Origin of the sequence: Vibrio mimicus CAIM 602 (genome assembly GCF_000338875.1) — a bacterium.
GTDB classification, from domain to species: Bacteria; Pseudomonadota; Gammaproteobacteria; order Enterobacterales; family Vibrionaceae; genus Vibrio; species Vibrio mimicus.
The window spans coordinates 35,262-61,957 of sequence record NZ_AOMO01000099.1 but is presented as its reverse complement, the minus strand read 5'-3'; the positions used below and the strand labels follow the sequence as shown (position 1 = coordinate 61,957).

Genomic DNA, 26,696 nt, shown 5'->3' with positions numbered 1-26,696 from the left:
AAATAATGTGAATTTTGTTTGAATTAACGCTTTATGCTGCGCCGCTCATACGCAGCCCAATCACACCACCAATAACGAAGGTAATTCCAAGTAGCTTTTTGACGTTAAGCCGTTCATTGAAGAACATCGCACCCAAAATGACGATCCCCACACCAGCTGTAGATGTCCAAATCGAATAGCCAACACCTACATCAAAATCGAGTAAGGCAAGGCTCAAGAAGAATGTCGCGATTGCACCACTAATGAGTGTTGCAGCCGTCCAGCCTGGGTGTCTAAAGCCTTTTGCATTACCAGCAGAAATAGCTACAGCAATTTCGAAGATGACTGCAGTTCCTAGATATATCCAACTTAACATTTCACTTTCTCCTAATTTATCTTTTATTACAGTACGTTATTAAATATGAACTTAGAGTTCCTTAAGGGCTTTTCTAAATTCGTCTGGGTTTGGCACACCGGTAAATTTCTTTTTACCGACAATGATTGTGGGAACCGAACTGATCTTTGCTTCCTCCACCGCATGACGTTGAGCCGCCTTGTGGGTGAGTAAGTAAATGCCTTCATCCAAAGCGGTAAGCACTTCACTCTTATCGAGGCCAATTTCTGCAGCAATCTCAACAAGAACATCTATGTCACCGATGTTCTTGTTTTGTTGGAAAAAGGCCTCCATAGCTGCAATGTTGAACTCGTTGCCTTTGCCTTGCTCTTCTGCCATAGCAAAGATCTGAAACGCTTTGTCAGTTCTTGGTTGTGGTGAAATGGTCGGTAGCTTGATTAACACCCCCAGCTTTTCTGCCGTTGGATAGACCGACCGTTTCCAAATATCAGGGAGATAAGGATCTTCCGGGCGAAGTGTCGGAATCGGATAAGGCCTTAGCTCGAATGGACGCCAACGAATACTGACGTCTGCATCTTTGATGAGGTCGCGAATCGCATGTTCGGCCAACAAGCAGTACGGGCACACAAGATCCGTATAGATGTCGATTGTTTTTTTCATGATGTTTTCCTTAACTTGTCAATCTAGAAAGATGCTGGCCTAGAAATTGTTTTGGGGACCTTACCGCTGGGTGTCACCATTTGGTCTTTGCTCAGCATTTGTCATTAACGAAGTAATTCATGTCCGTAATTTCATTTTCCTAATCACTTTTACAAATTAGTTGCATGTGCAAGCATATTAAAAACAAGAAAGTCATTCGTCAATATGCTTGCACATACATGCAATATTAAAAAATGAAGGATTTTCAGGATGGGGAATGGAATTTTATAACTAAAAAACATGAATATTTTATATTTAAAACAATTGGATAAATCACATCGCATTTCAGACGAGAATCTTAGAACGCAACTAAAAACATAGAATTATGGGCTTATAATTAGGCTGAACATTCCTTTTATAGTGCGGTAGAGTTCACAAAACTTCCCTTGTTGTTATAATTCGATTGACATATATACATGTATGCACAAGCTAATTCACAATTGAAAAATTAATTGCTAGAAAACACTCTCTACGATTATTTAAGGAAATCAAAATGATAACCACAGATACGCTTTGGCTAAGGGTCAAAATCATTGTCGACAGTGTTGAAAACCAAATAGCAAAAGAGTTGCAGAGAGAACATGGTCTTGGCTTAACAGACTACCGAGCTTTGAAGTTACTCTCTGAGTCTGAAAACTCGGAATTGAGGATGCAAGAGCTAGCCAAACTTCTCGGATTAAACCAAAGCTCGGTAACTCGCCTTGTCGAAAGACTTGAAAAAGGCGGGTATACAATTCGCGATATATGCCCGAAAGACAAACGTGGGGTGTACACCGTTTTAACAGGACGTGGACGGGAGATCCAAGAGAAAGTCGAGAAACACTTCACACAATACCTAAACAATGCGCTAGATTCCGTTGCCTCAGAAGATGGCAATAAGATCGTAGTGGATTGCTTGCGAGACATTACAAAGGAACAATAATCGCGATTTTATCTGGTGGGGGCTGCGGATAAGTGGCTTTCCTTTAGTCGTTGTCTGTCGGAATCAAGCATTCGGCTGCTTAAAACTTTCATATCAAAATGAATAGCCATCGGCCTGATACTAAGCTCCTTCTTGTCAGGCATTTCTAATCCATCTCAAAACTGAATCAGATTACTTCAGTTAGGTAAAAATAGCTTCGATAGAGAACAAGGAAAGCTTATAGCTAACTAATGTGGAGGCAAAAAACTTTCAGCTAGCCCATTTGTTTTTAGAGTAAGCCGCGAAGAATCTTAAAAACACCAAATAAATGAGAATCAATTGCAACAATATCGATCTTTATTTAAGCTTCCGGGATTGATGCAACCTAGATTCTGAGTCGATGACCGAACACGCTTTCTTTGAAACCTTATTTGAGCACTCACGCAAAGTGACGCCTTATCTCAATGGCCAACTTTCATCGGGTTCAGCTCAACAAGAGCCTATTATTCAGCGGGATCATTTCAGCTCTGAGCGCATTCAAACCCTCTATCGGAATCTGCAAGAAGCTCACCCAGAAGCGGGAGCCGCCTACTGGTTAACGCGTACTTGGACACTGCTGTGCTGGCAGCCCATCTATGTGGCTTTTGTGGCGATTTATGCTTGCCGTGGCTTACCACAGTTATCTTCCATCGCGCAAAATGTTCAAACAAACTTTGTGAGTGGTTTTCATTTCAACTCATTGAAATATCATGAAGGAGCCCAGCGCGAGCTGATTGTTCAAGCTGGCAAAGAGTTGGTCGAGCTGTTCGAATATTTTCGTCTCGAGATGGAAGATTGGACACGCATTCGGCCGGGGTTCACCCATCATCTTTTTGCTGACAGTGTGCTGGGTTGTTTAACCCGATTTCAGGCGTTTTACCCTCATCTTTCTGAGCAGGAGTTATTGGCACAAGCTCATCTATGGTTAGAAGCCTGTGGTTTACCAACCAAGTTAGCACAATCCTTGAGTTACAGCCCTGAGACTCAGACTCTCTCTCACGTTCGAACCAGTTGTTGCTTGGTGTATAAATGCCAAGGTCGCAAACTCTGTCGGGACTGCCCAAGACATCCCGACAATAAAAATTAAGCGAAGGAGTTAAGAGTTATTTTCAACGTGGACTGGCTTGGATGGTGCAGGCGCAAAGGCAGTCCATACAATGATCAACGCGAAGAATACACACAAGTAAATCGGATAATGTGGCGAAAGCGTTGCACTAAAGGCCAACAAAGACGCTAAACCATAACCAATTGTGTGTGACATGGAAATGTAACCCACGACCGCTCCCGGTGCATCAGCATACTGAGTGGTTGCCGCTGTGGTATAAGCAGGAACAAGCAACGCCGCACCGCACGCAGTTAGTACCATCGCCAAGGCCAACACCCAGACATGGGTGACTAAAAATAAAGCCAAGCCCACGACCAACAGCCCTGCCCCAAAGCGGTACATCTGCTCTGGTGACAATTTCTTTTTCTTAATCACCATCACTTGAGTCACAAAAGTACAAGCTGCGCTGATGGTGAGAAGCAGCCCAATAGCATCACTAATGCGGCTCGTCGGCCAATCGGTCAGTGCGCTGAGCAGCGGTGAAAAACTGTATTGCAGTAATGAAATGGCCGTACACAACAGTAATCCACTGGCGAGAAAACGCCACAAACGGCGACTAGGCAACCAAGGCAACGAGGAGCGAGAACGATTCTCTGGAGAGGAAAGCTGTGGTGTGGGCAGGAAGCAGGTACCGACCAGAGCGACCATCGGTAGCAGCACCATCATGAATAAGGGCGCGAATGGTGAGACTTTCAGCGCTAACAGCGAAATAACGGGGCCAATCAAACGCCCCACACTCAACCCGATGCTGACTGACGTGATGGCTTGTAATCGATTTTGCTCACCACACAACAATATCGCCCAGTGCTGGCTAGCAGGCACCATACCAGACACAGTACAACCATAGATAATTCGTGCCAAAGCCAACCCAATCAAGCACAACATAAAAATTGAAGCAGAATCTCGACTGGCCATGGCAAACAGAGCCAACAAGGAAAAGCTCACCGCCATACCTGCGAGAGCCTGAATTACCACATGTTTAGGGCCATGTTTGTCGCTAACTCGCCCCCAAAATGGCGCAGAAGGCAAAAACAAAAAACTGCCGAGTGCGATCAAAATAGACCATGTGGGAAGGTCAAACGCCGATTGTTCGACCAAAAAGGGCAGTGAAACCAAAAGTCCGTTTTGGCCAATCCCCATTAACGCTGCTGCCAAGCCAATCACCCCCAATTGGGAAGACTGTTTTTTCAAAAGAAACATAGTGATAGTCGCTGTTGTTGAGCCGTATCAAGCCATCAGTGTGGTGGTCTAATAACACAAATGATGACAATAAAAACAATTATCATTTATATTTTGATGTGCTAACATAACCTGCTCGTAACCAATAAATCAACTTTCCATTACATTATGTTTCGACTTGTCGACGCCTCATTTAGCATTGATGAGAAGCCTATTCTCTCAACCACTAATCTGACATTCGAGTCTGGCAAGGTCACGACTCTACTCGGTCATAACGGCTGTGGTAAATCTACCCTCATTAAACTGCTCAGCAGACAAAATAAGCCCACTTCAGGCCATGTTTTCTATGGTGACCAGCCTGTCCATGACCTGAGTAATATCGAGTTTGCTCACCAAGTGGCTTATTTACCCCAACATCCACCACTGACGGCTGGGGTTACGGTGCGCGAGTTGGTTTGTTTTGGCCGCTACCCGTGGAAAGGGGCTTTGGGTCGTTACGATGCGCGAGATTACGCCATTGTGGATGAAGCGATTACCAAAGTGGGCTTGAGTGAATTTTCAGATCGTTTTGTTGCCACCCTCTCTGGTGGAGAAAGGCAGCGTGCTTGGGTTGCCATGTTACTCGCCCAGCAAAGTAAAACCCTCTTGCTTGATGAGCCAACTTCAGCCCTTGATGTAGCGCATCAACATGAGTTGTTGGCCCTGATCCGCGAACTGAACCAAAGCTTAGCGCTCACGGTGATCATGGTGCTCCACGATGTGAACATGGCGGCCAAGTTCAGTGATCATTTAATTGCACTGCATTCCGGCCGAGTTATCGCACATGGTACGCCAGACCAGTTAATGAATCGCGATACTTTAATGCAAATCTATGGCATGGAACTGGCGCTCTTTCCTCACCCACGCACAGGGCAAGCCATTAGCTATATCCCTTAAACAACGTAGAAAAGGATTCTGTTGTGAAGACGTTTATCACCCTGCTGGTTTCCATGTTGGCAGTTCATGCACACGCCTTAGACATTCAACATGAGATGGGCAGCGCATCCTTCTCAGCTCCACCAAAGAAAGTGGTCGCGCTTGATTGGACGTTAGCCGAAATCGTGCTCAGTTTAGGCGTGGAGCTACAAGGTGTAGCGGATGCCAAAGGCTATCAAGAATGGGTTGTTGAGCCTGCACTGAATCCAACCGTAACGAACGTCGGTTCAAGACGTGAACCCAATATCGAGCTACTGAGCGAACTCAAGCCCGACGTGATTTTGATTAGTCAGCACATGGCCGCCGCTTATGAACCCCTCAATAAAATCGCCCCTGTTGTGGTCTTTACCCTTTACGGGGAACAAAAACAGCCATTGAAAACAGCAGAATCCATCACCCGTTCTCTGGGTCAGTTGTTTGGAAAAGAACAGCAAGCAGAGCAAGTGATTACGGAAACCCAAGCCAAACTGACAACCAATGGCGAGAAAATTCGCGCACAATCCCCAACCACCAAAAGCCTTCTATTCGTACGTTTTATTAACGACAAAACCTTGCGTATTCATGGTCAAGGCTCACTAGCGGACGCAACGATCACCGCTATGGGACTCCGCAATAGCTGGCATGAGCAAAGCAATGTATGGGGATTTACCACCACGGGCTTAGAAAAGCTCGCCGAACATCAGCAAAGTAATGTGATGCTGTTTGGCCCACTCAAACCACAAGATCGCCAAGTGCTACAAACGTCTCCGCTATGGCAGGTCATGGCGTTTACGCGCGAAAATGCTGTCTATGAGCTTCCTCCAATCTGGACCTTTGGTGGCCTTATTGCCGCGCAGCGTTTTAGTGAGCACATCACAGAGCTCTTAGCCACACAATGATGAATACTGTGAGCCTTCCCCACCCCAACAAAATGAAACTCCCGACAAGCACTCTGCTCTTGGTTATGGTTTTCTGTCTGATTGCCGTGTTGCTGCAGACGACAGCACCTTATTCGCAAGGTATTAGTCTCATTTGGGATACCGTGTGGCACTTTGACCAGAGCAATTATCAGCATGTGATCACCTACCTGACTTATCTACCACGGCTTTGTGTTGCGCTGCTGTGTGGCTTTGCCCTCGCAGTAGCAGGTTGTGTCATGCAGTTTGTACTGCGTAACCCGATAGCGTCACCAACCACGCTGGGTGTGGCCACGGGGGCAGAACTCGGCATGGTACTGAGTTTGCTGCTGCTTCCAACGGGGTTGGCGATACCTAACTTCATACCTGCATTTTTAGGTGGCTGCTTCGCAACTGGGCTGGTGTTTTTGCTCAGTGCCAGCCGTGGTTTTGCTCCACTGCACATGATCTTAGCGGGTATGGTAGTTAGCCTCTTCTTTGGCTCACTCAATACTATGCTGCTGATGCTGCACGAGCAAAAACTCACCAGTGTTTTTGTTTGGGGAGCGGGAGCACTCAACCAAAATGGCTGGAATAGCACGCAAGTTCTACTGCCTTTAATCACTCTCCCAACACTACTATTACTGATGCTGCAACGCCCTCTGTCCGCGCTGCAATTTGGGGATGGCGTTGCATCCTCTTTGGGAGTCAACATCAAGCAGATCAAACTACTCTGTCTTGGGTTGGCGATATTCATTACCGCGGCAGTGGTCAGTGAAGTGGGCTTGATCGGTTTTATTGGAATCGTCGCTCCAGCCATCGCACGATTGCTCGGCATCCGGCAACTCACCGCCCAATTGCTGAGTAGTGGCGTGATTGGCGCACTGATGCTGTTGGTTGTCGATTTAGCCATTCAACCTTTCTCTGGCGTGGGGGGAGAACTGCTGCCCACTGGCGCGATGACGGCCTTACTCGGTGCGCCTTTCCTGTTGTGGCTACTACAACACACTAAACTTCTTTCCGAGCTTCGGGCTCGCGAAGGGCCGGTTGAGCATTATCGAAAAGTCAGTACCGCGCGAGTTTTCTTCATTATGCTGAGCCTACTTAGCGTAGTAACCCTGTGCGCATTAGTGTTCGGGCAAGGGCAAACGGGCTGGAGCCTAACTCTTAATCCAACACTGTTGGAGCTTCGCGCTCCCCGTGTGCTCACCGCACTCCTTGCGGGAATAGGGCTGGCATTAGCGGGTACCCTCATTCAACGCCTGTCCAATAATCCTATGGCAAGCCCAGAAGTACTCGGGCTTAGCTCCGGAGCTGCACTGGCCATTGTGCTCGGCAGTACATTCGGTATCGCGATTGAACGTGATGAACAGATGCTGTTAGGGACATTAGGCGCGCTGACAGTCACTTCTTTGATTTGGCTTATCGGACGCAAACATAATTTTGCACCAAACCAAACCTTATTGACGGGGATAGCCTTGAGCGCGGGGCTGGATTCCCTGCTGCGTGTTGTGATGAGTTCAGGAAATGACAACGCCACAGCACTGCTCACTTGGCTTTCGGGCTCCACCTATCTGGTTGCCACCACCGATATCTATTTACTGGCAATAGGTGTTGGGCTAGTCGCTAGCGTGGCACTGTTGCTCGAACGATGGGTTGCGATTATCGAGTTGGGTGAAGTGACCGCCAGAAGCCTTGGCATGAACGCCACTCGAGTTCGCTTAGTCTTGCTGCTGCTTGTTGCTGCCCTCACCACACTCTGCACCATAGTGATTGGCCCTTTAAGTTTTATCGGCTTACTGGCACCCCATATGGCACGTTCGCTGCACCAATACCAACCGCGTGCACAAATGCTTACCGCCGCTTTGCTCGGCGCAATCGTGATGGTGCTGGCGGACTGGGTTGGACGTAATCTCTGGTTCCCTTGGCAATTCCCGGCTGGCCTGCTCGCTTCGCTCATCGGTGGGGGGTACTTCCTGTATCTGATGAGACGTTAACCGTATGCGATCTTCTAGAAGGCTACGCTGTTAGCCTTCTCTGCTATTTCCTCATTACCTGCCTTCTCAACACACATCTAACGAATTGATTTAATTATTCAATTACTTTTTTAACAAAAAATTCGCACAAATCTACAAAAACCTATTGATCATGCAAATGATAATAATTAGCATTACTCTACATTTTGATTAATAAGACGGCGAGAAACGGAATGCATCGCAACAACGAGCGGATTAACCTCGAAAAATCAAACGATTGGGCCAACACAAATGAACCTTCTATCGCGTGTTTTCTCAATTCATTAGCCCGTGAGAGTCAATCAGTCCAACTACTTTGTGGTGAAGATGGAAAACGTGTTTATCGACTCCCTCTGGCAAACTCAGACTTCATTAATATCCCTCTCAGTTATTTTTCTTCCCTTGGGAGCCATGAATATTGCCTACCTGCTCTTTTGCATACGCAAGACAGCATTAAAACGCTGAGTGTCGAGCAGCTCATTGAACACATAGTTAACGAGCCTGCACTCGTCGGCATCGTCAGCGAAGCGCAAAAAGCCATTTTCACTAAACGAGTTCTAGAAAGTCATCGCAACACTGAACAGGCCATCGAACACTCTCCCTATCAAGAGCAGTTATTTACCGAACAACTGGATTTTAAAACCGCAGAACAGGGGTTATTGATCGGCCACTCTTTCCACCCTGCCCCCAAAAGCCGTGAACAATTTAGTTTGAGCGATGCCAAGCTCTACTCACCCGAACTCGGTGGTCAATTCAAACTCTTCTGGCTGAGCGTCGAACAATCACTTCTCACTAGCGGTAGCTCTGCTGACATTCATTTCAACCAGCGATTTGAAGCACTCGTCGCGCACGATCCCAAATTAGTTGAAGCTTTGCAGGGTGCGCAGCAACAAGGTCATGGGCTGCTTCCCGTACATCCATGGCAATGGCATGTAATGGCAGAGAACCCATCAATAAAAGGCTACATCGCCACCAAGCAAATCCAGAATCTAGGTCAACTCGGTGCAACTTGGTATCCAACCTCGTCCACGCGCTCACTTTACGCGCCGGGTTTGCCTTACATGCTCAAGTTCTCGCTCAGTGTCAAACTCACCAATTCCATCCGTAACCTGTCACTGAAAGAAGTGATTCGCGGAACACGACTCAATGATCTGTTCCAGCACCCACAACTGGCACAACAGCTCGGTAACAGACGAGGTTTCCAGTTGATGCAAGAACCTGCCTATATCGGACTGAAAGATCTGAATGGCAAAATCATTGACGAGAGTCTTGTGGCATTTCGAGACAATCCATTGATGGATTATCCGGCAGAAGAAGCCGTGGTATTGGCAACGCTCACCCAACAAAACCCATATGGTGGCAGTAGCCTTGTGGCGGCACGCATTCAGCATTACGCCACACAACAACACCTTTCTTCGCACCAAGCAGCCAGCCTATGGTTTGATGCTTATTGCCGCCATGCCGTTGTACCTTTGTTCCACTTGCAGGCCAATTTTGGGATTGTGTTTTTAGCCCACCAGCAAAATATCGTCATGCAGTTAGAGCAAGGCTTCCCAGTGGGTATGTACTATCGCGACTGCCAAGGCACTGGCTATACCGATTTGGCATTTAAGCTGTTTGGCGAACAACTTGGCGATCAAAAAGAAGCGCTCGAAAACTACTGGAACCAAGACAAAGTACGCCGCTACTTCGCTTACTACCTCATCATCAACTCCACCTTCAATCTGATTTCTGCGATCTGCGCGAATTTGGATGTGGAAGAGAGTGAGCTCATCGAGATTCTGTATCACAACCTTAACGCGCTGCTGCAAAGCGGGGTGAAGGATGATCTCTGCCTGCGCTATGTACTGACCAGTGAGGCGCTGTGCTGTAAAGGTAACTTTTTCTGTTACTTACAAAACTTTAATGAAAACTCCATTCCCGATCCGGCTGTGATCTATTTCGATTTACCTAACCCTCTGGCTCGTGTTGAGGAAATTGCTCATGTCTAAGTTTAATACCTTCATTTTTAGCACCGATCCTCAACCGGTTATTGAATTGACCCTGCACGCCAGTGATTTGGTTTGCTCTGAAATTGCCCCGCAACTCGTGCGCGAAATTGACCAGTTGTTCAGCCAAGATAAACAGATTGATGCGCTGAAAGTGGTGGCTCGTGACCCTGAGATTCAAACCTGGATTGAGCAACTCTTACCTTTGATTGATCAAAAGGTATCTCGCTGCGCTTTTTACCAATTGCCACTCGCTTGGCACCAACACAAACCGTCAAGCAATTTCCCACTGCAGCTTATTCAATCCAACAACCAATACCGCCATCACCCTTTACGTCCGCCTATGCCGCAAGGCCAGGTGTACCAAAGGTATGATTTTGATACCGAGTTGAACGTCAGTTTCCGAGTGATTGAGCTGGATAAAGATCTGCAACGCTTCACACGCTGGATGAACGACCCTCGCGTGGCGCACTTTTGGGAACAAGCATGGAGTGAAGAAAAACTCGCCGAATTTCTTGAGCAGCGCCTTGCTGATCCACACATCATCCCGCTGATTGGCGAATTTAACGGTGAACCGTTTGGTTATGTGGAAGCCTATTGGGTTGCTGAAGATCGACTCAGCCCATACTACGCAGTAGAGAATTATGACCGTGGTATCCATTTGCTTGTCGGCGAGCAAGCCTTCCGCGGCCCTAAATTTTTCAACGCTTGGATGTGCGCCATCAGCCACTACTTGTTTATTGACGATGTTCGCACCAACCGCGTTGTGCTTGAGCCTCGTTCTGACAATGAACGCTTATTTAATCGCATCTTGCCACTGGGTTACCGCAAGTGTTTTGAGTTCAACTTCCCCCATAAACGCTCGGCATTGTTGATGCTAAATCGTGAGCAATTTTTTGCGGAGCGATGGTAATGGATCAGTTAGCGCTACATCGTTACTGGGCAGTCGCCAATCAGAAGATGGTGGGCAAAATCCTCAGTGAGTTCGCTTATGAGCAAGCGTTTCAATTTGAGCCAACCGCACAGGGTTATCACCTCAACTTAGAAAATGGCACACGTTATTGCTTTGCTGGCGAAGAGAATATTTGGGGGCAGGTCATGATTGACCCGACTTCAATTACTCGCCATGCCGAAATCGAGACGGAGCAGCCGATTTCCGCCGCGCTATTGATGCGCGATCTGCAACCTCTGCTCAAGATGCCGGATGACGCCTTCGCCGAACATCTCGAAGATCTCAATGCCACCTTACTCGGTGATTGCAAGCTGATGCAGCGCAAGCAAGCCATGACGGCGCGAGATCTGGCCATGCTGCCGTGCGAGCAGCAGCAAACCTACTTTGATGGACATCCGAAATTTGTGTTCAATAAAGGCCGCCGCGGTTGGGGCAGTGATGATTTGCAGCTGTATGCACCAGAAGCGGAACGCGCTTTCCAACTGGGTTGGGTCGCGGTTCATCACTCGATTTTGCAGCTCGCCACCAACGATGAAGTCACATGGCAAGCCTTACTGCAAAGCGCCATCACGCCCGATGAAATCAAGCAGATGGACTGTTTGTTGGCTTCCTATCAGCTTGAACTTCATGATTATCGTTATGTTCCGGTTCATCCTTGGCAATGGAGCAATAAACTTGCCCTGCTGTTTGTACGTGAAATCGCGACTAAGCAGTTGGTGTATTTAGGCGAGTTTGGCGATCACTTCTTGCCTCAACTGTCACTGCGCACCTTAAGTAATGTCACTCGTCCTGCGAGTTACGACATCAAGTTGCCGCTCACGGTAATGAATACCTCCTGCTACCGAGGGATTCCGGGGCGCTACATTTTGGCCGGCCCTACGGCTTCTGACTGGATCGATCAGGTGTTTAAATCTGATCCCCTGCTGATCGCGAAACAGGCCGAAGTGTTGCAAGAACCCGCAGCCGCCTTCGCCGCCCAAGCGGACTACGCTCTGCTGCCTAATGCTCCATACCGCTACCACGAACTGCTCGGTGTGATTTGGCGTGAATCGGCGGCTTCCAAATTAAAAGCCGGTGAACGCGCCATCTTAATGGCGGCACTGATGGAAAGTGACAATCAAGGTCAACCACTGATTGCGGAATACGTCCAAACCTCTGGGTTAACCCTCGAAGCTTGGCTCAGCAAACTGTTTGATGCGGTGGTCATTCCATATTACCACCTGCTGTGCAAATACGGTGTCTCGCTGATTGCGCATGGGCAGAACGTCACTTTAGTGCTGGAGAACCACGCCCCGAAACGCATTCTACTCAAGGATTTCCAAGGCGATATGCGCTTAGTGAGCAGTGAGTATCCAGAACAGGCTTCACTGGATGACAGCGTGAAAAAAGTCACCGCTCGCCTGCCAGAACACCTGATTATTCATGACTTACAAACCGGGCACTTTGTTACCACGTTACGTTTTATTTCGCCCTTAGTGGCCAAATTGGGCTTCTCCGAGCCGCAATTTTACCGCCTGCTCGGTGACCGACTGAAAGCTTACATGGCCGCCCATCGTGAGTACCAACCAAGGTTTGAACAGTTCGACCTGTTTAAGACGAAAATTTTACGGATCGGGCTGAACTTAGCCAAGTTTCGCCACAGCACAGATGCCAGCGCATCAAGGATGCTGCCTGACATGGATGACATGCTCAACAACCCATTGACCAAAGCACTGGAACACCAAGGCTAACTAACCACATAACCATAATTTTAGTGTTAACGAAGCCGACATTACCCAAAGAAAAGGATTGCTCTTATGGAACACACTAACAACGCCAAACTTGATTTCGCCGGTGTCGGCGTCGGTCCATTTAACCTTAGCATTGCTGCCCTACTGGCGGACAAACCGCAAATTTCCGCACGCTTTTTTGAAAGCCGTGACCATTTTTCTTGGCACCCGGGATTACTGCTTGATAACACCCACATGCAAACCATGTTTTTGAAGGACTTGGTGAGCGCGGTGAATCCAGAAAGTCGCTACTCCTTCATCTCTTATCTGGTGAAGAACAAAAAGTTTTATCGTTTCTTGTCTGCTGAGCTCAAATGCATCAGCCGTCACGAGTTTTCTGACTATCTCGCATGGGTAGCTCATCAGTTGGATAACGTTCAGTTTTCAACCCGAGTTGAACAGGTGGAATACACCGGTGAGGCATTCACGCTGCACACCAATCAAGGCACTTACCAAGCGAAAAATCTCTGCATTGGCACAGGCAAAGTTCCTTCAGTACCCGAATGCACCAAAGCACACCTTGGTGAGCGCGTATTCCACGCCGCAGACGTTGGGCTACAAGAGCGAAACTTCACTGGCAAACGTGTGCTGATCATTGGTGGCGGGCAAAGCGGTGCAGATATTTTCATTAACGCTTTACAGCAGAAATGGGGCAAACCCAAGTCACTCGACTGGCTATCTCGCCGCGCCAATTATCAACCTCTCGATGAAGCCGCGTTTACCAATGAGTTTTTCGCGCCCGATTACGTGGATGCTTTCTTTCATTTGTCACCTAGCGTCAAACGTAAAGAGGTGGCAAACCAGAAACTGACCTCGGATGGAGTAACACAAAAAGCCTTGTTAACCATTTATCAAGAGCTTTACCACCGATTCGATGTACTCAAGGAAGACAAATGGGTAAGGCTGCTACCACACCGCGCCTTAACTCAAATGAGTGCACAGGGCAGTGCGTTCAAACTGACCGCCAGCAATGCACTGGGGCAGTGTTTAGAAACGTACGAAGCAGACATCGTCATTCTGGCGACGGGCTTTGAAGCGCCCTATCCCGCCTGTTTGAACACGATTCTGCCGCTGCTCGATCTTGATGAGCACAACCGCTACCAAATGACCCCAGATTTTGAGCTTAAGTGGGAAGGACAACAACGTAACAAGATCTTCGCCGTGAATGCTGGGATGCATAGCCATGGTATTGCCGAGCCGCAGCTTAGCCTTATGGCGTGGCGCAGTGCACGCATCATCAATCGCCTTGCGGGACAAACTATTTTCGATATCGACTCCGGAAAAGGAATGATTGATTGGCTATCGCCTAGCGCCATCGCGAAAAAATTGGTCGCTTAAACTCACTTTTTTGTCACTCACTCCAAAGGTGAGTGGCATTTCAATCAGCCCCGAACACCCAAGTGGCCTAAGGGCTTATTTTTACATACGTATAGAGAAGAAAATGAAATCTACAAAAGGAAAATTGCTACCATCCACACCTTTGTCACTGTCTGCGGCAGCAATTGCCGTAGCCAGTGTCATCTTTACCACGCCCGTTGTAGCAGAAGAACAAACATTGTTTGACGAAATGGTGGTGGTTTCAAGCCGCACCCCGAAAGCGATCAGTGATATCCCGGGAACCGTTTGGTACATCGATTCAGAGCAGATCGAACAAGAATATCGTGGTGGTAAAACGTTAGGCGAGATTCTCGCATCAGCCATTCCATCACTGGATGTCAGCTCAGGCGCACGGACCAACTACGGCCAAAATCTGCGTGGACGCAAAATGCTGGTGATGATCGATGGCGTATCCCTCGAATCTTCGCGTCAAATCAGTCGCCACATGGATTCTATCGACCCGTTTAACATTGAACGTATCGAGGTGCTTTCTGGTGCAACGTCTATCTACGGTGCGGGCGCATCGGGCGGTGTCATCAACATCATCACCAAGAAAGCGACAAGCCAAGAGCTCGAATTTGAATCTTACGTCGGCGCAAAGTCTGGTTTTAATTCTAGCGAAGATTTTGACTACAAAGTCGGCCAATCCATCTCAGGCGGCAACGATAAAGTTCAAGCCCGCGCTTCTGTGGTGTATACCGAAACCCAAGGTTTCTTTGATGCCAACGGCGATATCGTCACACCCGACATTTCACAAGGCTCTCTGCAATTCAACCAAACCGTTGATTTGATGACGACTGTGGGTGTGAATATTTCTGAAACCCAAAAACTCAACCTGTTGGCGCAATACTATGATAGCCAGCAAGACTCCCCTTACGGCCTGTACATCGTTAATAACAAGTTTGTGGACGTGAGAAACGGCTTTGACTCAGACCGCGAACACGGCACAGAACGCATGATGCTGAGTGCGTCTTACGTCAATGATGAGTTCTTGAATCACCAACTGATTGCAGAAGCCTCCTACCGTAAAGAAGATCAAACCTATACCCCTTACTCCCAGTCTTCTAGCCAGCAGATCACGGATGTCATCTCACTCAAGGCCGCTCTGGCAAAGAATTTTGACAAACTGAATCTGGTGTATGGGATTGATGCTTACAAAGATCAGATGGAGAATAACCAAGCCCTGTATGACAAAACCATTGCCAATAATTCAGGAAACCTCATCAACCGTACTTACGCACAAATTGGTCGTTACCCAGGGATTAAAGTAGGTTCTGTCGCTGGCTTTGTTCAAGCAGGTTACGACATTACGAACGACTGGTCAGTCGAAGGTGGCTTCCGTTACCAACATATGGTCAATAAGATCGATGATTTCGTGGGCAACCAACAGCAGAAAAACATTGCAGAAGGTAAAGGGACTTCTGCCGATGCTGTACCAGGAGGCGAAACTGACTACAACGTGGGTCTGTTCAACTTAGGCACGCTTTATCATCTCAATAACCACTCGCAAGTGTGGGCTAACTTCTCACAAGGTTTCGATCTGGCTGACCCTGCGAAATACTATGGTCAAGGCAACTATAAACGGGTCGGCAACCACTGGGCGCTGCAAGACAGCATCAATGTCGACAGCTCTAAAATGTCAGGCATTAAAACCAACAGCTTTGAGCTGGGCTACCGTTTAGAGAAAGACAGCCTCAACCTGCAAACTGCAGCCTACTATTCCACCTCGGATAAATCCGTTTCTTACAACAAGAAAACCTTATTGATTGAAGAAGTGGAAGATAAGAAACGCGTTTACGGCCTTGAAGCCATGGCGTCTTACTGGGTACACACCAACGTTCAATTGGGTGCGTCAGGCCACTACGTGGTCTCGGAAGTCAAAGGTGATAACGGCTGGGAAGATATGACTGCCGGCGAAGCCAGCACATCAAAAGCCAGTGCTTGGGCGGGTTGGTATGACGCGGATCTGGCGGTTAAGTTACAGAGCCAAACCATGTTTGACTACAAAGATGACAAACAGAATAAACTGGATGGTTACACCATCTTTGACTTAGTTGGTAACTACCAGTTGCCAGTGGGCAGTCTCGGTTTTGGTGTACTCAACCTATTTGACCACGACTACACCACCATTTGGGGTCAGCGTGCTCAGATCGTTTACTCAACCTACGATGCTGCGGCATTCGATTACAAAGGCCGTGGCCGTACTTATACCCTGAACTACCAAGTGAAGTTCTAAACTAACAGGCCGCCACTCATTCCATGGGTGGCGGCCTATTTTCATCAAACGATCTTACGATAAAGCTTAATCGTTGCGTTTTTCTCTTCGCTCCAAAAACAACCGTTAAATCTAAGCCACTTTGGTCAAAGCTTGGGTGATCTGTTTTGCTAGTTCATGGTTTGAACCCGAGAGTGACAGCGCGACTCTGGTATCTTCCACCAACCTGTGCATATTGCTTTGAATGGTTTGCGAATCAGACAACTGCTTTTGTACGCTTTCAATTACATTGGCAACAAAACTTTGGCTTTCACCCGACATCTGCACCAAGGTTTCCATATCCACTACCGTTTTTTCAGCGATTTCTGCGCTGTAATGGATCACCTGCTCGACTTCTTTTTGCTTTTCCATCACCTGTGCAGAAATATCCATAATCGATTTCATCTCAAAACTGATGCTATCGGCAGATTCCGTAGCGGTATTCGCCAATGAACGCACTTCATCTGCAACAACAGCAAAGCCGCGCCCGTGCTCACCCGCTCGAGCCGCTTCAATCGCAGCATTCAGCGCAAGCAAATTGGTTTGCGCGGCAATGCCTTTAATCGCATCCACCAGCTTGCCAATGTTTTTATTGTTCTGCTCTAGTGAGTTAAGTAGTTTGGTGAATTCACAAATTTGCACTTTTGAATCGTGGATCTGATCCATAACACCGTGCAATTTCAAAATGGCTTGCGAGGCGGTGGCTGCGGTTTGCGATGCAGAACGGTATGAGTCCTCCGACAATCGTTCAATATCGTTGGATTGCTCAATAAAGTACCCCACCAACTCTGAGCTTTCCGTAATCGAAGCCATACGGTTAGCCGATGCTTTATTCACGTTGCTCGCATTAGTGACAATCTGTTCGGCAAATTGCAGAGGGTTATCTTGCAGCAATTGATGATAACGCGCTTCAATGGCTTCCAACTCTTGCAAGCGCGAGCGTTCAACAATGATCTGTTCTTGGGATAATGCTTTTTGGAATAATTTAAATTTCATTGGATTAGGCACTCTTTCGCATGGCTAACGTGGCACTCACACTGGCTTGGGTAGAAACACAAAATGGCACCATATACGTTAGCAAAATTTTTAATACTCGCTCGCTTTCAATCTGCCCAGCCAACAAGACATCCCCATGATTAATCATCATTAAAACCGTACCGACAATCGCTGCCACTTTCACTGAACGTTTTAAAATAGAAGGTGTTTTAGCCGTAGCAATAAAATCGTAAATCGTACTTTTTGTTGCTTCACTTTTTGCGGCTGCTTCGGGGTTTGGCATGGGTGGGCACCTCTCTATCACTCTCTTTGTTGTTATTGGTTTTTTATTGCTTTCAGCGTTGTGCTAACACATCGCCTTAGCGAGTGAGTCGCATGATTTCTTATTTAAGGGCTTAACACTAAGCCAATCGACCTGTACGATGAATGCCAATTCGTACACAAATCATGCTCAGGAGTACAAATTTGGAGCCTTTTTCTCATTTGATTCAGCACATGAGATTGAATGTTGAGGTGTATCACAACGCTCAGGTGTGCGGAAATTGGGTTATCAATAAAGAACAAACCTCGTTTACCAGCTTTCATATGGTGACTAAGGGTGAATGTCAGCTCGATGTTCCGAGTCAGTTGCATGCCATCTTAAAAGAGGGGGATCTGGTTATTTTTCCTAAAGAGTTGAATCACACGCTTTCACCCGTGGCAACCCGGACAGGTGAACAACAGCATCTTAGTTATGCGCAGTGCCAAGATCCCCATTCAACAGGGCTATTGTGTGCGAAAGTAGAATTTCAGCATGTGGGTATTCAAGGCATCATCCAAGCTTTACCCAATGTGTTTGTGATTAAAGCGGCAGAGAGTGATGAGTGGCTATCGGCCATGATGTCGCTGATCATCAGTGAAAGTTATCAAACTGACACAGGCTCAAACGCGATTATTGGCCGGCTTGCCGAATTGCTGTTTATCTACGCGTTAAGAGCGTATCTGTACACGCGTTCAGACCATGTTGGCATGCTAGCACTCTACGCCCACCCTAAACTGCGCCGAGTGATTTCTGCTATTCATCAACAACCAGAACACTATTGGACTTTAGAGACATTGGCTAAACACTGTGCGATGTCACGAACTGCACTCGCTAACTCATTTCGTCAAATCAGTGGTTCGACTGTGATCGAATACCTGACTTGGTGGCGTATGCAGATTGCATGGAGCCAAATTAAAGCTGGAGAAGCCATTTCCTCGGTTGCCGAATCGGTAGGCTATCGATCAGAGGCAGCCTTCTCCCGAGCGTTTAAGAAAGCATTCTTAATCAGCCCCGGAAAAGCCCGCCAATCTGAATAAGCGAAAATCTCTAAAGTAAAGCCCAGTAATCTCAATGGGTTCATTGAAACTAATGGAACATCTTTAAAACTAACTTGTGCAAATATTGGTATAGCGGGGATTTTCTGTCCGTGAGCCGCACATTCGACACCCAAATCGCGTCGTAATGAATAAATTCAGAACCATCTACTTGAACAAAATCATCACCCAAGACTAAATGTGGCAGCACGTTTGCAACTTTTTGGCGCAACATGAGTTTCAATGCAAAAGATGCAGTATCAATGTCGTGGGCATAGTTCAGATTAATCCCTGTTTTATGCAAGTGTTCTATAAACTGAAATTTCTGCTCATTCCAACCCACCGCTCTTTGCTTGATAAATGGCCAGCTTTTCACTTCATCCCAATGATGTTTTCCATGTTTTGTCGCCGTCGCAATCACCAGTTTGTCATTCGATATTTTTTGCTGATAGATACTCATCGACCTGTCTGGGTTCAATAAATGAATGCCAAAGTTAATGCTCCCCGTGATTATCCGATTTTCGGTGTCATCACCCCATGAATGAAGCGTCACCGATGCTTTGGGGAAAACCTGCAGCAGCTGCTCATAAAGCACCATGCCAAACCTTTCCATAACCAAATCAGGCAGTGCGATGTGAATAGGCTCTGCATATGTTGAAGGATCAAATGCCGCTGGTGTCACCGCTTCTTCTAAATCAGAGAGCGCCATTTTGACTTTAGGCAAAATCGATAATGTGTATTCTGTAGCTCAAGCTTACCTGACATCCGAACGAATAAATCATCATTCAGTTGATCTCTTAGCTTCGCCATTTGTTTACTCACCGCACTTTCAGTTAACCCTAAAGCCATGCCCGCTTTCTTCAGATTTTGCTTATCCGCCAAGACGATCAATGTTCTTAGCAAATTAAAATCGAGATCAAAACGCATGTCGGCCTCCTTATATCTTGAATTTTGTTCAAGTACTTCTGCCCTCTTAATCCAAAAGTTTCTCGTACTATAGCATCTGTTGATTCAAAAGATTTCTCAAAACCTAGCTACGTTTAAGCCGTTGGTTAGTCAAAAATGATGAGTATTCGTGGAGAAAAAAATGATTGGTAAAAAAACGCTTTTGTCTTTACTCGTGACATCCGCAGCGCTAAGCAGTGTTGCTACCTATGCTGCAGAGCCCGCTGTCATTCCTGTTACTACAGATAATTATGTCGAAGCTGAAGTCGATATTTCTTTTGCAAATATTTATAAAACTGCCGGAGCAAATACGTTTCGACATGACCGTAATTTAATGGCGCTTGATCAGCAGCTTGCAGTCACCATGAATCGTGACACTGTTTATTCATTTGGCATTTTCAATGTCCCTAAAGGTACGGTCATTACGCTGCCAAAATCGAAGGATAACCGCTATCAGTCCGCCATGATTTTGCAAAGTGATCACTACATCGATCAAGTATTTTACGGGGCCGGTGATCATGAAATTAAATCGCAGACAGAATTCGCGGCAATTGTAATTCGCACTCAAGTAGATGCTTCCGATACAAATGATATCAAGTATGTAAATACGCTGCAGGATCAGATCAAGGTGACTTTCCCTCAAGGTGTGAAGGTCAAAGACTATCAACCTCGACAATGGGACATGAAAAGCGTTGATTCAATACGAGCTGAATACCAAGTTAAAGCCGCTCAATTACCAAACTTCAACGAAACATCCGGTGCTCATGGCACGTTAGACCCAGAGAAACAAAAAATGGGGGTCGCGGTAGCATTAGGTTTACTGCCACCTCAAGACGCTATGTATTTGTATCGTGACTATGGGTTATCAAAAGACGTGTGTTATAGCGCGACCTATAAAGAACCTGGCTTTAATAAACTCGGCTTTTTCTCATTTACTATGTATGGGGCAGATAAGTATTTGCATGAAGGCATTTCAAACTTAAATGACCGCACAATTAAGCGAAATGAAGATGGTACTTTTACGCTTTATTTCGGCTCAAAAGAGTTATGTGGCGATGTTGCTAATCGCCTCGATACGCCATCGGACAATTGGTATTTGGGGATGCGAGTCTATCGTGCAAAAGAAGATGTGGTAAACGGTTCTTATCAACTTCCGCTGCCTACGCCAGTATCTCAGTAAATTGCGTTTAAATAGCCAACCTAATCAGGTTGGCTATGCCTGCTTACCTTATTTACATAACGCTTCAACGCAAAGACCAATCCAATATCTCTTCTTTCTAGAATAGTTTCGAGAGTTGTTCCAAAACCTTATCAATAACTTTGGCAACTTTCGCTAGCGTTTTGACCTTATCTTCCGCTTTCTTTAAGGCCTCTTTCGCAGTTTTCGCTTGTTCAATCAGTGCTCTGATGCTTTCACTCTTTGCGCTATGTAAAGAAGAGTTGCCTTCAATGATAGCGACGTTATAGGCGTAGACTTGCTCACCAAGTTTTTCGCATTTTAGCAAGATGACTTCGTCTTCCGGCTCCAACAATACAGAGTCCAAATAGGATTGGAGTTCATCGTACATACTTTTCAGTTCAGCGTAGCTTTCACTGTGATTCACTTCCATGCATTAATCCTTTAATTTATTGCGAAACTCTTTAATCGCATCGATCTGTTTTTGGGTTGATTTGATGGCTTTTTTGGCAGCAGCTTTTGAAAAATCATCGTCTTCATTCAAAGAATTAACCACTGAAATGTTCAAGTTCTGAATGGCTTTTAATGCCTTTTCTAGTTTCGAAAATTGAGCATCAAGATGAATAATGTGGGACTTCAATGCATAAGCTTTCCGATACGCATCCACCCTCTCTTCTAACGAGTGGTAATAATTCACGCATTTAGCATCATCACGGCTTTCACAAAGGTTCGGATTGTTTAGCAGAAAAAGACGAATGCGTAGCTCTTTCTCAAGTGAAACTTTGGTTGCCGTTTTCCATGCTTCAAGTTCACCATTTAATGAATCGAAAGAACTTTGAATAACAGGCTGAGAGCCAATCAAAATTTGCTTTAGGTACTGGTACCTAGCCCGCTCTGTATAAGCACGCGCCAACGCATTCACGCTGACAGAGATAATCTCAACCTGTTTTGAATCAATCCCATTTACTTGAGAATTTTCGGCTAGTGACATCAAGGAATCATTTAACTTTTCCGAGTTGTTATCTAACGATTCGCCTCGATCGTCGGTCGAGAGTAAGTAAATGCTTTGAGAAAAATCATGCAAATTCTGTAATAGCGTTTCTTGGCCTGCATTATCGATCGTTTTAAATTGCAGATCTTTACCCGTTACCCCATCTCTCACCGCTTCGACAAGATTGGCATTGATTCTTACTTCATCCGCAGTTTGGTAAACCTTCAAAAGCTCTTGTCTGTTTCGCGTATTCACTGATCAAACTCATCGATTCGTTTGACGCACAGCCTACTGATCCGGTCACGGCGAGTAAAATAACCCAACTGAGTTTCCATGCGGAGCGTACTGATCCGCCACGTCTTGTATACATATTCCTTTGCCTATTAAGAATGTAAGTCGTTAGCTAAAAATTCAGTGCACACAGCAGAATATTTAGTGAGCGGATTTTTAGTACTGAATAAACTGCAGACGTTTTAGATGCTGAAATAACTTAAGCACTTAAACGTGCAGACAGCGCCATAACGCTGAAAAAACAGCCAAAGCCAGTGTAGGACACATTACAAATTTTAAAAGGAAAGGATTGGATTTATTGGGTGAGGTTACAATTTTAAAATCATCAGATGGGCGGAGGCCCCAGCCACATCCCGGCACACACATCATCCGCTGTGGCTGCTTCCTTCCGGATCTGACCAGGTTCACGAACTAGTGTTGCGGGAGGACCAGGGCCTCCATCGATTTTTGAGTTTGGATTGCCTCCAAATCGGGTGCGATTATTAAACATCGAATTGGGCAATGCAAGCGATAATCCTACTTTTAGCTTGCATCCCCTTCTAACAGCGCAGCATTTCGCCACTTTGGTCAAACGATGTGTAATGCTTTGACTTTCAAATCATGCTTGAAGTGATATGGGGCTGACTCCGATTTCGCACGATACATTTCAATGTCTGCCTGATGCATCACATCGTTAAGCGACATAGTGCGGTCACGGCTTTTGGCAATACCAATGGCTACTGTCACTTCAAAGCTCACATCACGTTCAGCATCCACAAAGATGAAGCGCTCGCACTGATTCACGACTTGATCCAATCGCTGCGCAGAGCATTCTCCAATCAAGATAAATTCATCACCACCAATACGATAGCTACGGCCTCGCCACACAGTATCAATGCGTTGTGCCAACTGCTTGAGCACTTTGTCCCCAATTTCATGGCCGTATTGATCGTTGATCAATTTGAATTTATTCACATCGAGATACACCAATGACTGCCGAGGTGACAATCCTCGACGATGGCGGTTATACAGGGCTCGACGGTTACGCAGCTTAGTTAAATTATCCGTATGTGAAATGCCATGTAGATAAAACGCCACCATGAACAGAGCCAACAAGGCCATGGCAAATAGCCACTGAGTGCTGCGTTGATATTTCTTTTCCGCCAGCAAAGTGGCTCGCCAATTCGGTTGGTAGTCATAAGTATGGATAATCTGCTCAGTGTTGAGCATTTTTATGGCACGAGAGAAAAGCGGAGCAAGAGTGGCACCCAATGGATTTTTAGCAAAACCAATCGCAATGTCGTATTGATAGAAAGAGCCAATCATGGTGTCTTCCACAATGGGGAGCATTTCCTCGGACTCACGAAGCAGTAGATTAAAACTCGCTCGATTGAGAACGATGTAATCAACCTCTTTATCCATCAAGGCTTGTACTTTCTCTTTTTGACTGGCGTAAGTTAGCAGTGTCTTGTTAGGTAGCATTTGTTGCAGCAACTCTTCAAAGAAGTCACCTTTCACGACCCCGACACGCTCGGCTACTAACTCCGACACATTGCTGTAAACATTATCTTTATAGTGTTCTCGTTTCACCAAAATCGCTTCTGGGTGATAGTAACTTTCACTGAAATAGACGAAGTTTCTACGTTGTGGCGAAATGGTAACTGGCGCGAGAATATCAATGCTTTTGTCCTGCAAATCAGCAAACATATTTTCCCACGTTTCTTGCTCATGACTGACCAACTCGCATTTGAGCAGTAACATGTCACAGGCTTGAAACAACACATCTGCGCTGATCCCTTTTACAGAACCATCCGCCTGATAAAGTGCGTATTGCGGGTTATTTTCAAGCTTTACTCGCAGTACACGCTGCATATTCAGGCCGCTATCAATCACGGCTTGGCGCAGAGCCTGCTTACGAATATCCAATTGGTACTTTTGAATAGACTCCCGTAATAAACGCTGTATATAAGCCGAGTGTGTGTATTTTTCAATTTTGCCCAGAAGCTCAGTGTGTCTGCCTGTAGGGCTGACAATGGATACCGGTTGAATCGGTAACTGATCGTTTAATAGCTGTACATCAAGCCCTTTGAGTAACATGGGTTTAAGCTGATTGATGGCATCGACTACCCCATCTACACGACTGCTTTCCAATAAAGCGAGTGCCTCACGATGGCCTTGATACTCCACTTGCTGAATGTAGGGATAATGCTTGCTGACTAAATCTCCATAAATCGTGCCCTTGGGAACACCTAAAGTGCGAATATCGCTTAAGCGCAACCCGCCGTAGCTGTAGAGATAGGTGTATTCAATGTTCGTTGGACTGGAGAAATCAAAGCGTTGAGCACGAAGATCGGTGTAAGTCACATTGGCAGCAAAGTCAGCTTGGCCAGACTCTATTGCCATCAAAATATGGTTAAAACTGGGGTAATTGACGTATTCAATCTCAAGATTGAAGTGATAGGCAATCGAATCAAACAGCACACGAGTGACCACATCATCGGCTTCTGTGGCCACCACATAAGATTGAGAATTAGCCAAGCTACTGGTTGATATGGCTAACCATCCCAATAGCAACAAGACTAAGCGAGAAAAAGCATTAGACAGCATAGACGTTGAATATTAAATGTTATTTTTTGGGGCGCATTTTATCTCAAATACCCACACCCCACTATCAACTTTAAGTGATAAATTTCATAAAGCTGACTAATCCTTAGTAAATAATCATGCAAAATGGCAATACTTAACCGCGCATGATCACGCTATTTCTATTCCTTCAAACAATAAATCGAAGAATCCCCTGATTAATCATGAGCTTCTTCTGTGCTTTTGAGCACGTAATCGGTTGTCCACGCGGTCGCCAAGATACAAATCCATACCACAAAAACCGGATTTGGCACTTCTGTCACTGGCGACACCACTAAAGCGGCGAAACTCACACAAGGCAAACTCCAGCCAAGGAGAGTACCCCAGTTTAATGTCGGTGTCGTTTTTCGGGATAAATATTCACATGCAGCAATAATCCCAGTAATCAATAAAGCCAGAGCAGCGGCATAAAATTGCTCTGCCACCCAAAGGGGAATGATTAGCGCCAATGCCCACCAGCTATGAGAGTGACTAGGTTTCCAACCACGTGCAGCCCACCAGATCAAGATTACCATCAGTATTTGCACTACAGTCACCACAGGTGAACCTTCCAGTTTACCTGCCGATTGGGTTACCATGATGCCCACTTGTAAAGTGAGCACAATCAGTGCACTGACTAAGATAACACCCCAGTTACTGCGCGGCGAAAATGCCACCATTAATAGAGGGATAATCACCCACTGGCTAATGGATAAAGCGATCGGTTGCAGTGGCAAGGTGAGACCAAAAATGCCAATGGCAGCCAACATCACGGCACTGGAAATTCCAGATTTTGGCAATAACCACAGTGCGGGGATCAAAAACGCAATGATCGGGATGTCGCCTTCGCTTAACCCAGCGATATGCGCAGCCACAATAGCGAAAAGGGTTGCGATGAGAAATTGTACGGCAGACAGTATCATGTCACCTCCCTATACCTATCCTTGGTAAACTCCGTTTCGGGCTTCTTATTATGAACCAGTTTTTACAACAGATCTTTGTCGTAATTCACCAAATTCCGGTTGGCAAAGTTTCAACTTACGGCGCAATAGCCAAAATGGCAGGCTATCCGGGCTATGCTCGTCATGTGGGCAAAGCTCTCGGTAATCTACCAGAAGGCAGTCAGTTGCCGTGGTATCGAGTGATTAATAGCCAAGGAAAAATCTCACTACAAGGAGAAGACTTTGTTCGCCAGCAGCGACATTTGTTGGCAGAAGGTGTGGAAGTGAGCGAGGCAGGAAAAATATCGTTGAAGAAATATCAATGGCAGCCCTAAGGCTGCCATTGTTTTAATGGATTGGGCTTACCTATTCCGCTACTGGCCTTGCACGCCTACCAGCATCATCTGTACTTGTTTTGTTGCATTCGTATCGGTGATCACACCGTAGTGAGTATCAGTAATAAAGCGCAACTTACCATCCACCTCAATACGGGCACTTACACTGTAGCTGTGGCTCGCTTTAATTTTGCTGCTGTCATACGCTAAGTTGAACTCTAGCGGTACTTGCATACCATTAGTGATAAAGTTCTGTTTTGCAATCACGGTTGCAGGCGCATCCGCCAAAGACACATCTTGTAGATACACAGTCACCACGGCATTATCCGGTAGCGCAATTCGTTCACGGTATGCCACGCTACCAGTAATAGACTGGATTTTGTCTTGCGTTTTAGCGGCAGATTCATTCATTTGGCAACCTACGAGTAAAGAACCAAACAGAGCAGAGATAACAATAAGCAGAACCTTTTTCATAGGGCCTCACGACAGAATAAAAATGACAAATTAAGAAACATGGAAATTATATGCTGCTGGGATATCTGTGTCATTGGACAGCGAGATTATTGACAAATATCTGACTAACATCACAAAATCATCAAAATAGTAAAAAAGGATCCTGGGT

Annotated in this window: 24 protein-coding genes, 1 other RNA gene and 1 pseudogene; 13 read left to right on the top strand and 13 right to left on the bottom strand. The window is 46.1% G+C overall.

Annotated features, from left to right (window positions below; translation table 11 throughout):
* Positions 1–31: 31 nt before the first annotated feature.
* Both D908_RS00580 and D908_RS00585 read right to left on the bottom strand, forming a co-directional pair.
* A complete protein-coding gene (locus tag D908_RS00580; protein WP_000954097.1) occupies positions 32–355 on the bottom strand; it encodes a DMT family transporter in 324 nt (107 codons plus the stop codon).
* 51 nt (positions 356–406) lie between these two features.
* On the bottom strand, positions 407–994 hold the full coding sequence (locus D908_RS00585; protein ID WP_005527803.1) for a DsbA family oxidoreductase: 588 nt from the start codon (positions 992–994) through the stop codon (positions 407–409).
* Between the two features lie 532 nt (positions 995–1,526).
* On the opposite strand from D908_RS00585, the gene D908_RS00590 reads away from it, so the two are divergent.
* Positions 1,527–1,955: a MarR family winged helix-turn-helix transcriptional regulator gene (locus D908_RS00590; RefSeq protein WP_000633332.1), complete on the top strand. Its 429-nt coding sequence runs from the start codon at positions 1,527–1,529 to the stop codon at positions 1,953–1,955.
* A gap of 379 nt (positions 1,956–2,334) precedes the next feature.
* Positions 2,335–3,060: a siderophore ferric iron reductase gene (locus D908_RS00595; RefSeq protein ID WP_005527802.1), complete on the top strand. Its 726-nt coding sequence runs from the start codon at positions 2,335–2,337 to the stop codon at positions 3,058–3,060.
* Between the two features lie 9 nt (positions 3,061–3,069).
* Here D908_RS00595 and D908_RS00600 read toward each other — a convergent pair whose 3' ends face one another.
* Positions 3,070–4,278, bottom strand: coding sequence for an MFS transporter (locus D908_RS00600; RefSeq protein WP_005527801.1), 1,209 nt, complete (start codon positions 4,276–4,278; stop codon positions 3,070–3,072).
* Between the two features lie 147 nt (positions 4,279–4,425).
* On the opposite strand from D908_RS00600, the gene D908_RS00605 reads away from it, so the two are divergent.
* From D908_RS00605 to iutA, 8 genes are all read left to right on the top strand, one after another.
* Positions 4,426–5,193 carry an ABC transporter ATP-binding protein gene (locus D908_RS00605; protein WP_000489419.1) on the top strand — a complete coding sequence of 256 codons (768 nt, stop codon included), beginning with the start codon at positions 4,426–4,428 and terminating at the stop codon, positions 5,191–5,193.
* A gap of 23 nt (positions 5,194–5,216) precedes the next feature.
* A complete protein-coding gene (locus D908_RS00610) occupies positions 5,217–6,110 on the top strand; it encodes an iron-siderophore ABC transporter substrate-binding protein (protein ID WP_005527800.1) in 894 nt (297 codons plus the stop codon).
* Positions 6,111–6,142: 32 nt separating this feature from the next.
* Positions 6,143–8,104: a Fe(3+)-hydroxamate ABC transporter permease FhuB gene (fhuB, locus tag D908_RS00615; protein WP_086028670.1), complete on the top strand. Its 1,962-nt coding sequence runs from the start codon at positions 6,143–6,145 to the stop codon at positions 8,102–8,104.
* A gap of 212 nt (positions 8,105–8,316) precedes the next feature.
* Positions 8,317–10,113 carry an IucA/IucC family protein gene (locus D908_RS00620; protein ID WP_005527797.1) on the top strand — a complete coding sequence of 599 codons (1,797 nt, stop codon included), beginning with the start codon at positions 8,317–8,319 and terminating at the stop codon, positions 10,111–10,113.
* On the top strand, positions 10,106–11,023 hold the full coding sequence (locus D908_RS00625) for a GNAT family N-acetyltransferase (protein WP_005527794.1): 918 nt from the start codon (positions 10,106–10,108) through the stop codon (positions 11,021–11,023). Before D908_RS00620 ends, D908_RS00625 begins: the two co-directional genes overlap by 8 nt.
* Complete coding sequence (locus tag D908_RS00630; RefSeq protein ID WP_005527792.1) at positions 11,023–12,792, top strand: IucA/IucC family protein; 1,770 nt, start codon at positions 11,023–11,025, stop codon at positions 12,790–12,792. Before D908_RS00625 ends, D908_RS00630 begins: the two co-directional genes overlap by 1 nt.
* A gap of 66 nt (positions 12,793–12,858) precedes the next feature.
* A complete protein-coding gene (locus tag D908_RS00635) occupies positions 12,859–14,169 on the top strand; it encodes a lysine N(6)-hydroxylase/L-ornithine N(5)-oxygenase family protein (RefSeq protein WP_005527790.1) in 1,311 nt (436 codons plus the stop codon).
* A gap of 103 nt (positions 14,170–14,272) precedes the next feature.
* Positions 14,273–16,444 (top strand): IutA-like xeno-aerobactin receptor, encoded by a 2,172-nt coding sequence (iutA, locus tag D908_RS00640; RefSeq protein WP_005527788.1) that lies wholly within the window; start codon positions 14,273–14,275, stop codon positions 16,442–16,444.
* Positions 16,445–16,555: 111 nt separating this feature from the next.
* Here iutA and D908_RS00645 read toward each other — a convergent pair whose 3' ends face one another.
* Together D908_RS00645 and nrtS are read right to left on the bottom strand one after the other, a co-directional pair.
* Complete coding sequence (locus D908_RS00645) at positions 16,556–17,275, bottom strand: methyl-accepting chemotaxis protein (RefSeq protein WP_226048013.1); 720 nt, start codon at positions 17,273–17,275, stop codon at positions 16,556–16,558.
* A gap of 187 nt (positions 17,276–17,462) precedes the next feature.
* On the bottom strand, positions 17,463–17,741 hold the full coding sequence (gene nrtS, locus D908_RS00650) for a nitrate/nitrite transporter NrtS (RefSeq protein ID WP_001133512.1): 279 nt from the start codon (positions 17,739–17,741) through the stop codon (positions 17,463–17,465).
* A gap of 182 nt (positions 17,742–17,923) precedes the next feature.
* Here nrtS and D908_RS00655 point away from each other — a divergent pair, with 182 nt between their 5' ends.
* Positions 17,924–18,796, top strand: coding sequence for an AraC family transcriptional regulator (locus D908_RS00655; protein ID WP_005527785.1), 873 nt, complete (start codon positions 17,924–17,926; stop codon positions 18,794–18,796).
* A gap of 49 nt (positions 18,797–18,845) precedes the next feature.
* On the opposite strand, the gene D908_RS0120110 is transcribed toward D908_RS00655, so the two are convergent.
* Positions 18,846–19,502 carry a LysR substrate-binding domain-containing protein gene (locus D908_RS0120110; protein WP_005527783.1) on the bottom strand — a complete coding sequence of 219 codons (657 nt, stop codon included), beginning with the start codon at positions 19,500–19,502 and terminating at the stop codon, positions 18,846–18,848.
* The gene (locus D908_RS22840) at positions 19,484–19,720 is read right to left on the bottom strand and encodes a helix-turn-helix domain-containing protein (RefSeq protein ID WP_005527781.1); all 237 of its coding nucleotides are present in this window, start codon (positions 19,718–19,720) and stop codon (positions 19,484–19,486) included. The genes D908_RS0120110 and D908_RS22840 overlap by 19 nt, the downstream gene beginning before the upstream one ends.
* Positions 19,721–19,880: 160 nt before the next feature.
* On the opposite strand from D908_RS22840, the gene D908_RS00660 reads away from it, so the two are divergent.
* Complete coding sequence (locus D908_RS00660; RefSeq protein ID WP_005527779.1) at positions 19,881–20,918, top strand: DUF1254 domain-containing protein; 1,038 nt, start codon at positions 19,881–19,883, stop codon at positions 20,916–20,918.
* A gap of 97 nt (positions 20,919–21,015) precedes the next feature.
* On the opposite strand, the gene D908_RS00665 is transcribed toward D908_RS00660, so the two are convergent.
* The 5 genes and pseudogenes from D908_RS00665 to D908_RS00680 all read right to left on the bottom strand — a co-directional run bounded on the left by D908_RS00665 (position 21,016) and on the right by D908_RS00680 (position 25,721).
* Entirely contained in the window at positions 21,016–21,348 is a 333-nt protein-coding gene (locus D908_RS00665) for a hypothetical protein (RefSeq protein WP_005527778.1), read from the bottom strand.
* A 3-nt stretch (positions 21,349–21,351) separates the two neighbouring features.
* A pseudogene (locus D908_RS00670) lies at positions 21,352–22,276 on the bottom strand (hypothetical protein).
* A gap of 258 nt (positions 22,277–22,534) precedes the next feature.
* An RNA gene (gene ffs, locus D908_RS21230) (signal recognition particle sRNA small type) lies at positions 22,535–22,631 on the bottom strand.
* Positions 22,632–22,764: 133 nt separating this feature from the next.
* On the bottom strand, positions 22,765–24,783 hold the full coding sequence (locus D908_RS00675) for a GGDEF domain-containing protein (protein WP_005527775.1): 2,019 nt from the start codon (positions 24,781–24,783) through the stop codon (positions 22,765–22,767).
* 194 nt (positions 24,784–24,977) lie between these two features.
* On the bottom strand, positions 24,978–25,721 hold the full coding sequence (locus D908_RS00680; protein ID WP_005527773.1) for a VP0952 family biofilm-associated protein: 744 nt from the start codon (positions 25,719–25,721) through the stop codon (positions 24,978–24,980).
* Between the two features lie 50 nt (positions 25,722–25,771).
* On the opposite strand from D908_RS00680, the gene D908_RS00685 reads away from it, so the two are divergent.
* Entirely contained in the window at positions 25,772–26,074 is a 303-nt protein-coding gene (locus tag D908_RS00685; RefSeq protein WP_001071327.1) for a DNA base-flipping protein, read from the top strand.
* Between the two features lie 39 nt (positions 26,075–26,113).
* Here D908_RS00685 and D908_RS00690 read toward each other — a convergent pair whose 3' ends face one another.
* Positions 26,114–26,548 (bottom strand): YbaY family lipoprotein, encoded by a 435-nt coding sequence (locus D908_RS00690; RefSeq protein ID WP_000756877.1) that lies wholly within the window; start codon positions 26,546–26,548, stop codon positions 26,114–26,116.
* Positions 26,549–26,696 lie beyond the last annotated feature (148 nt).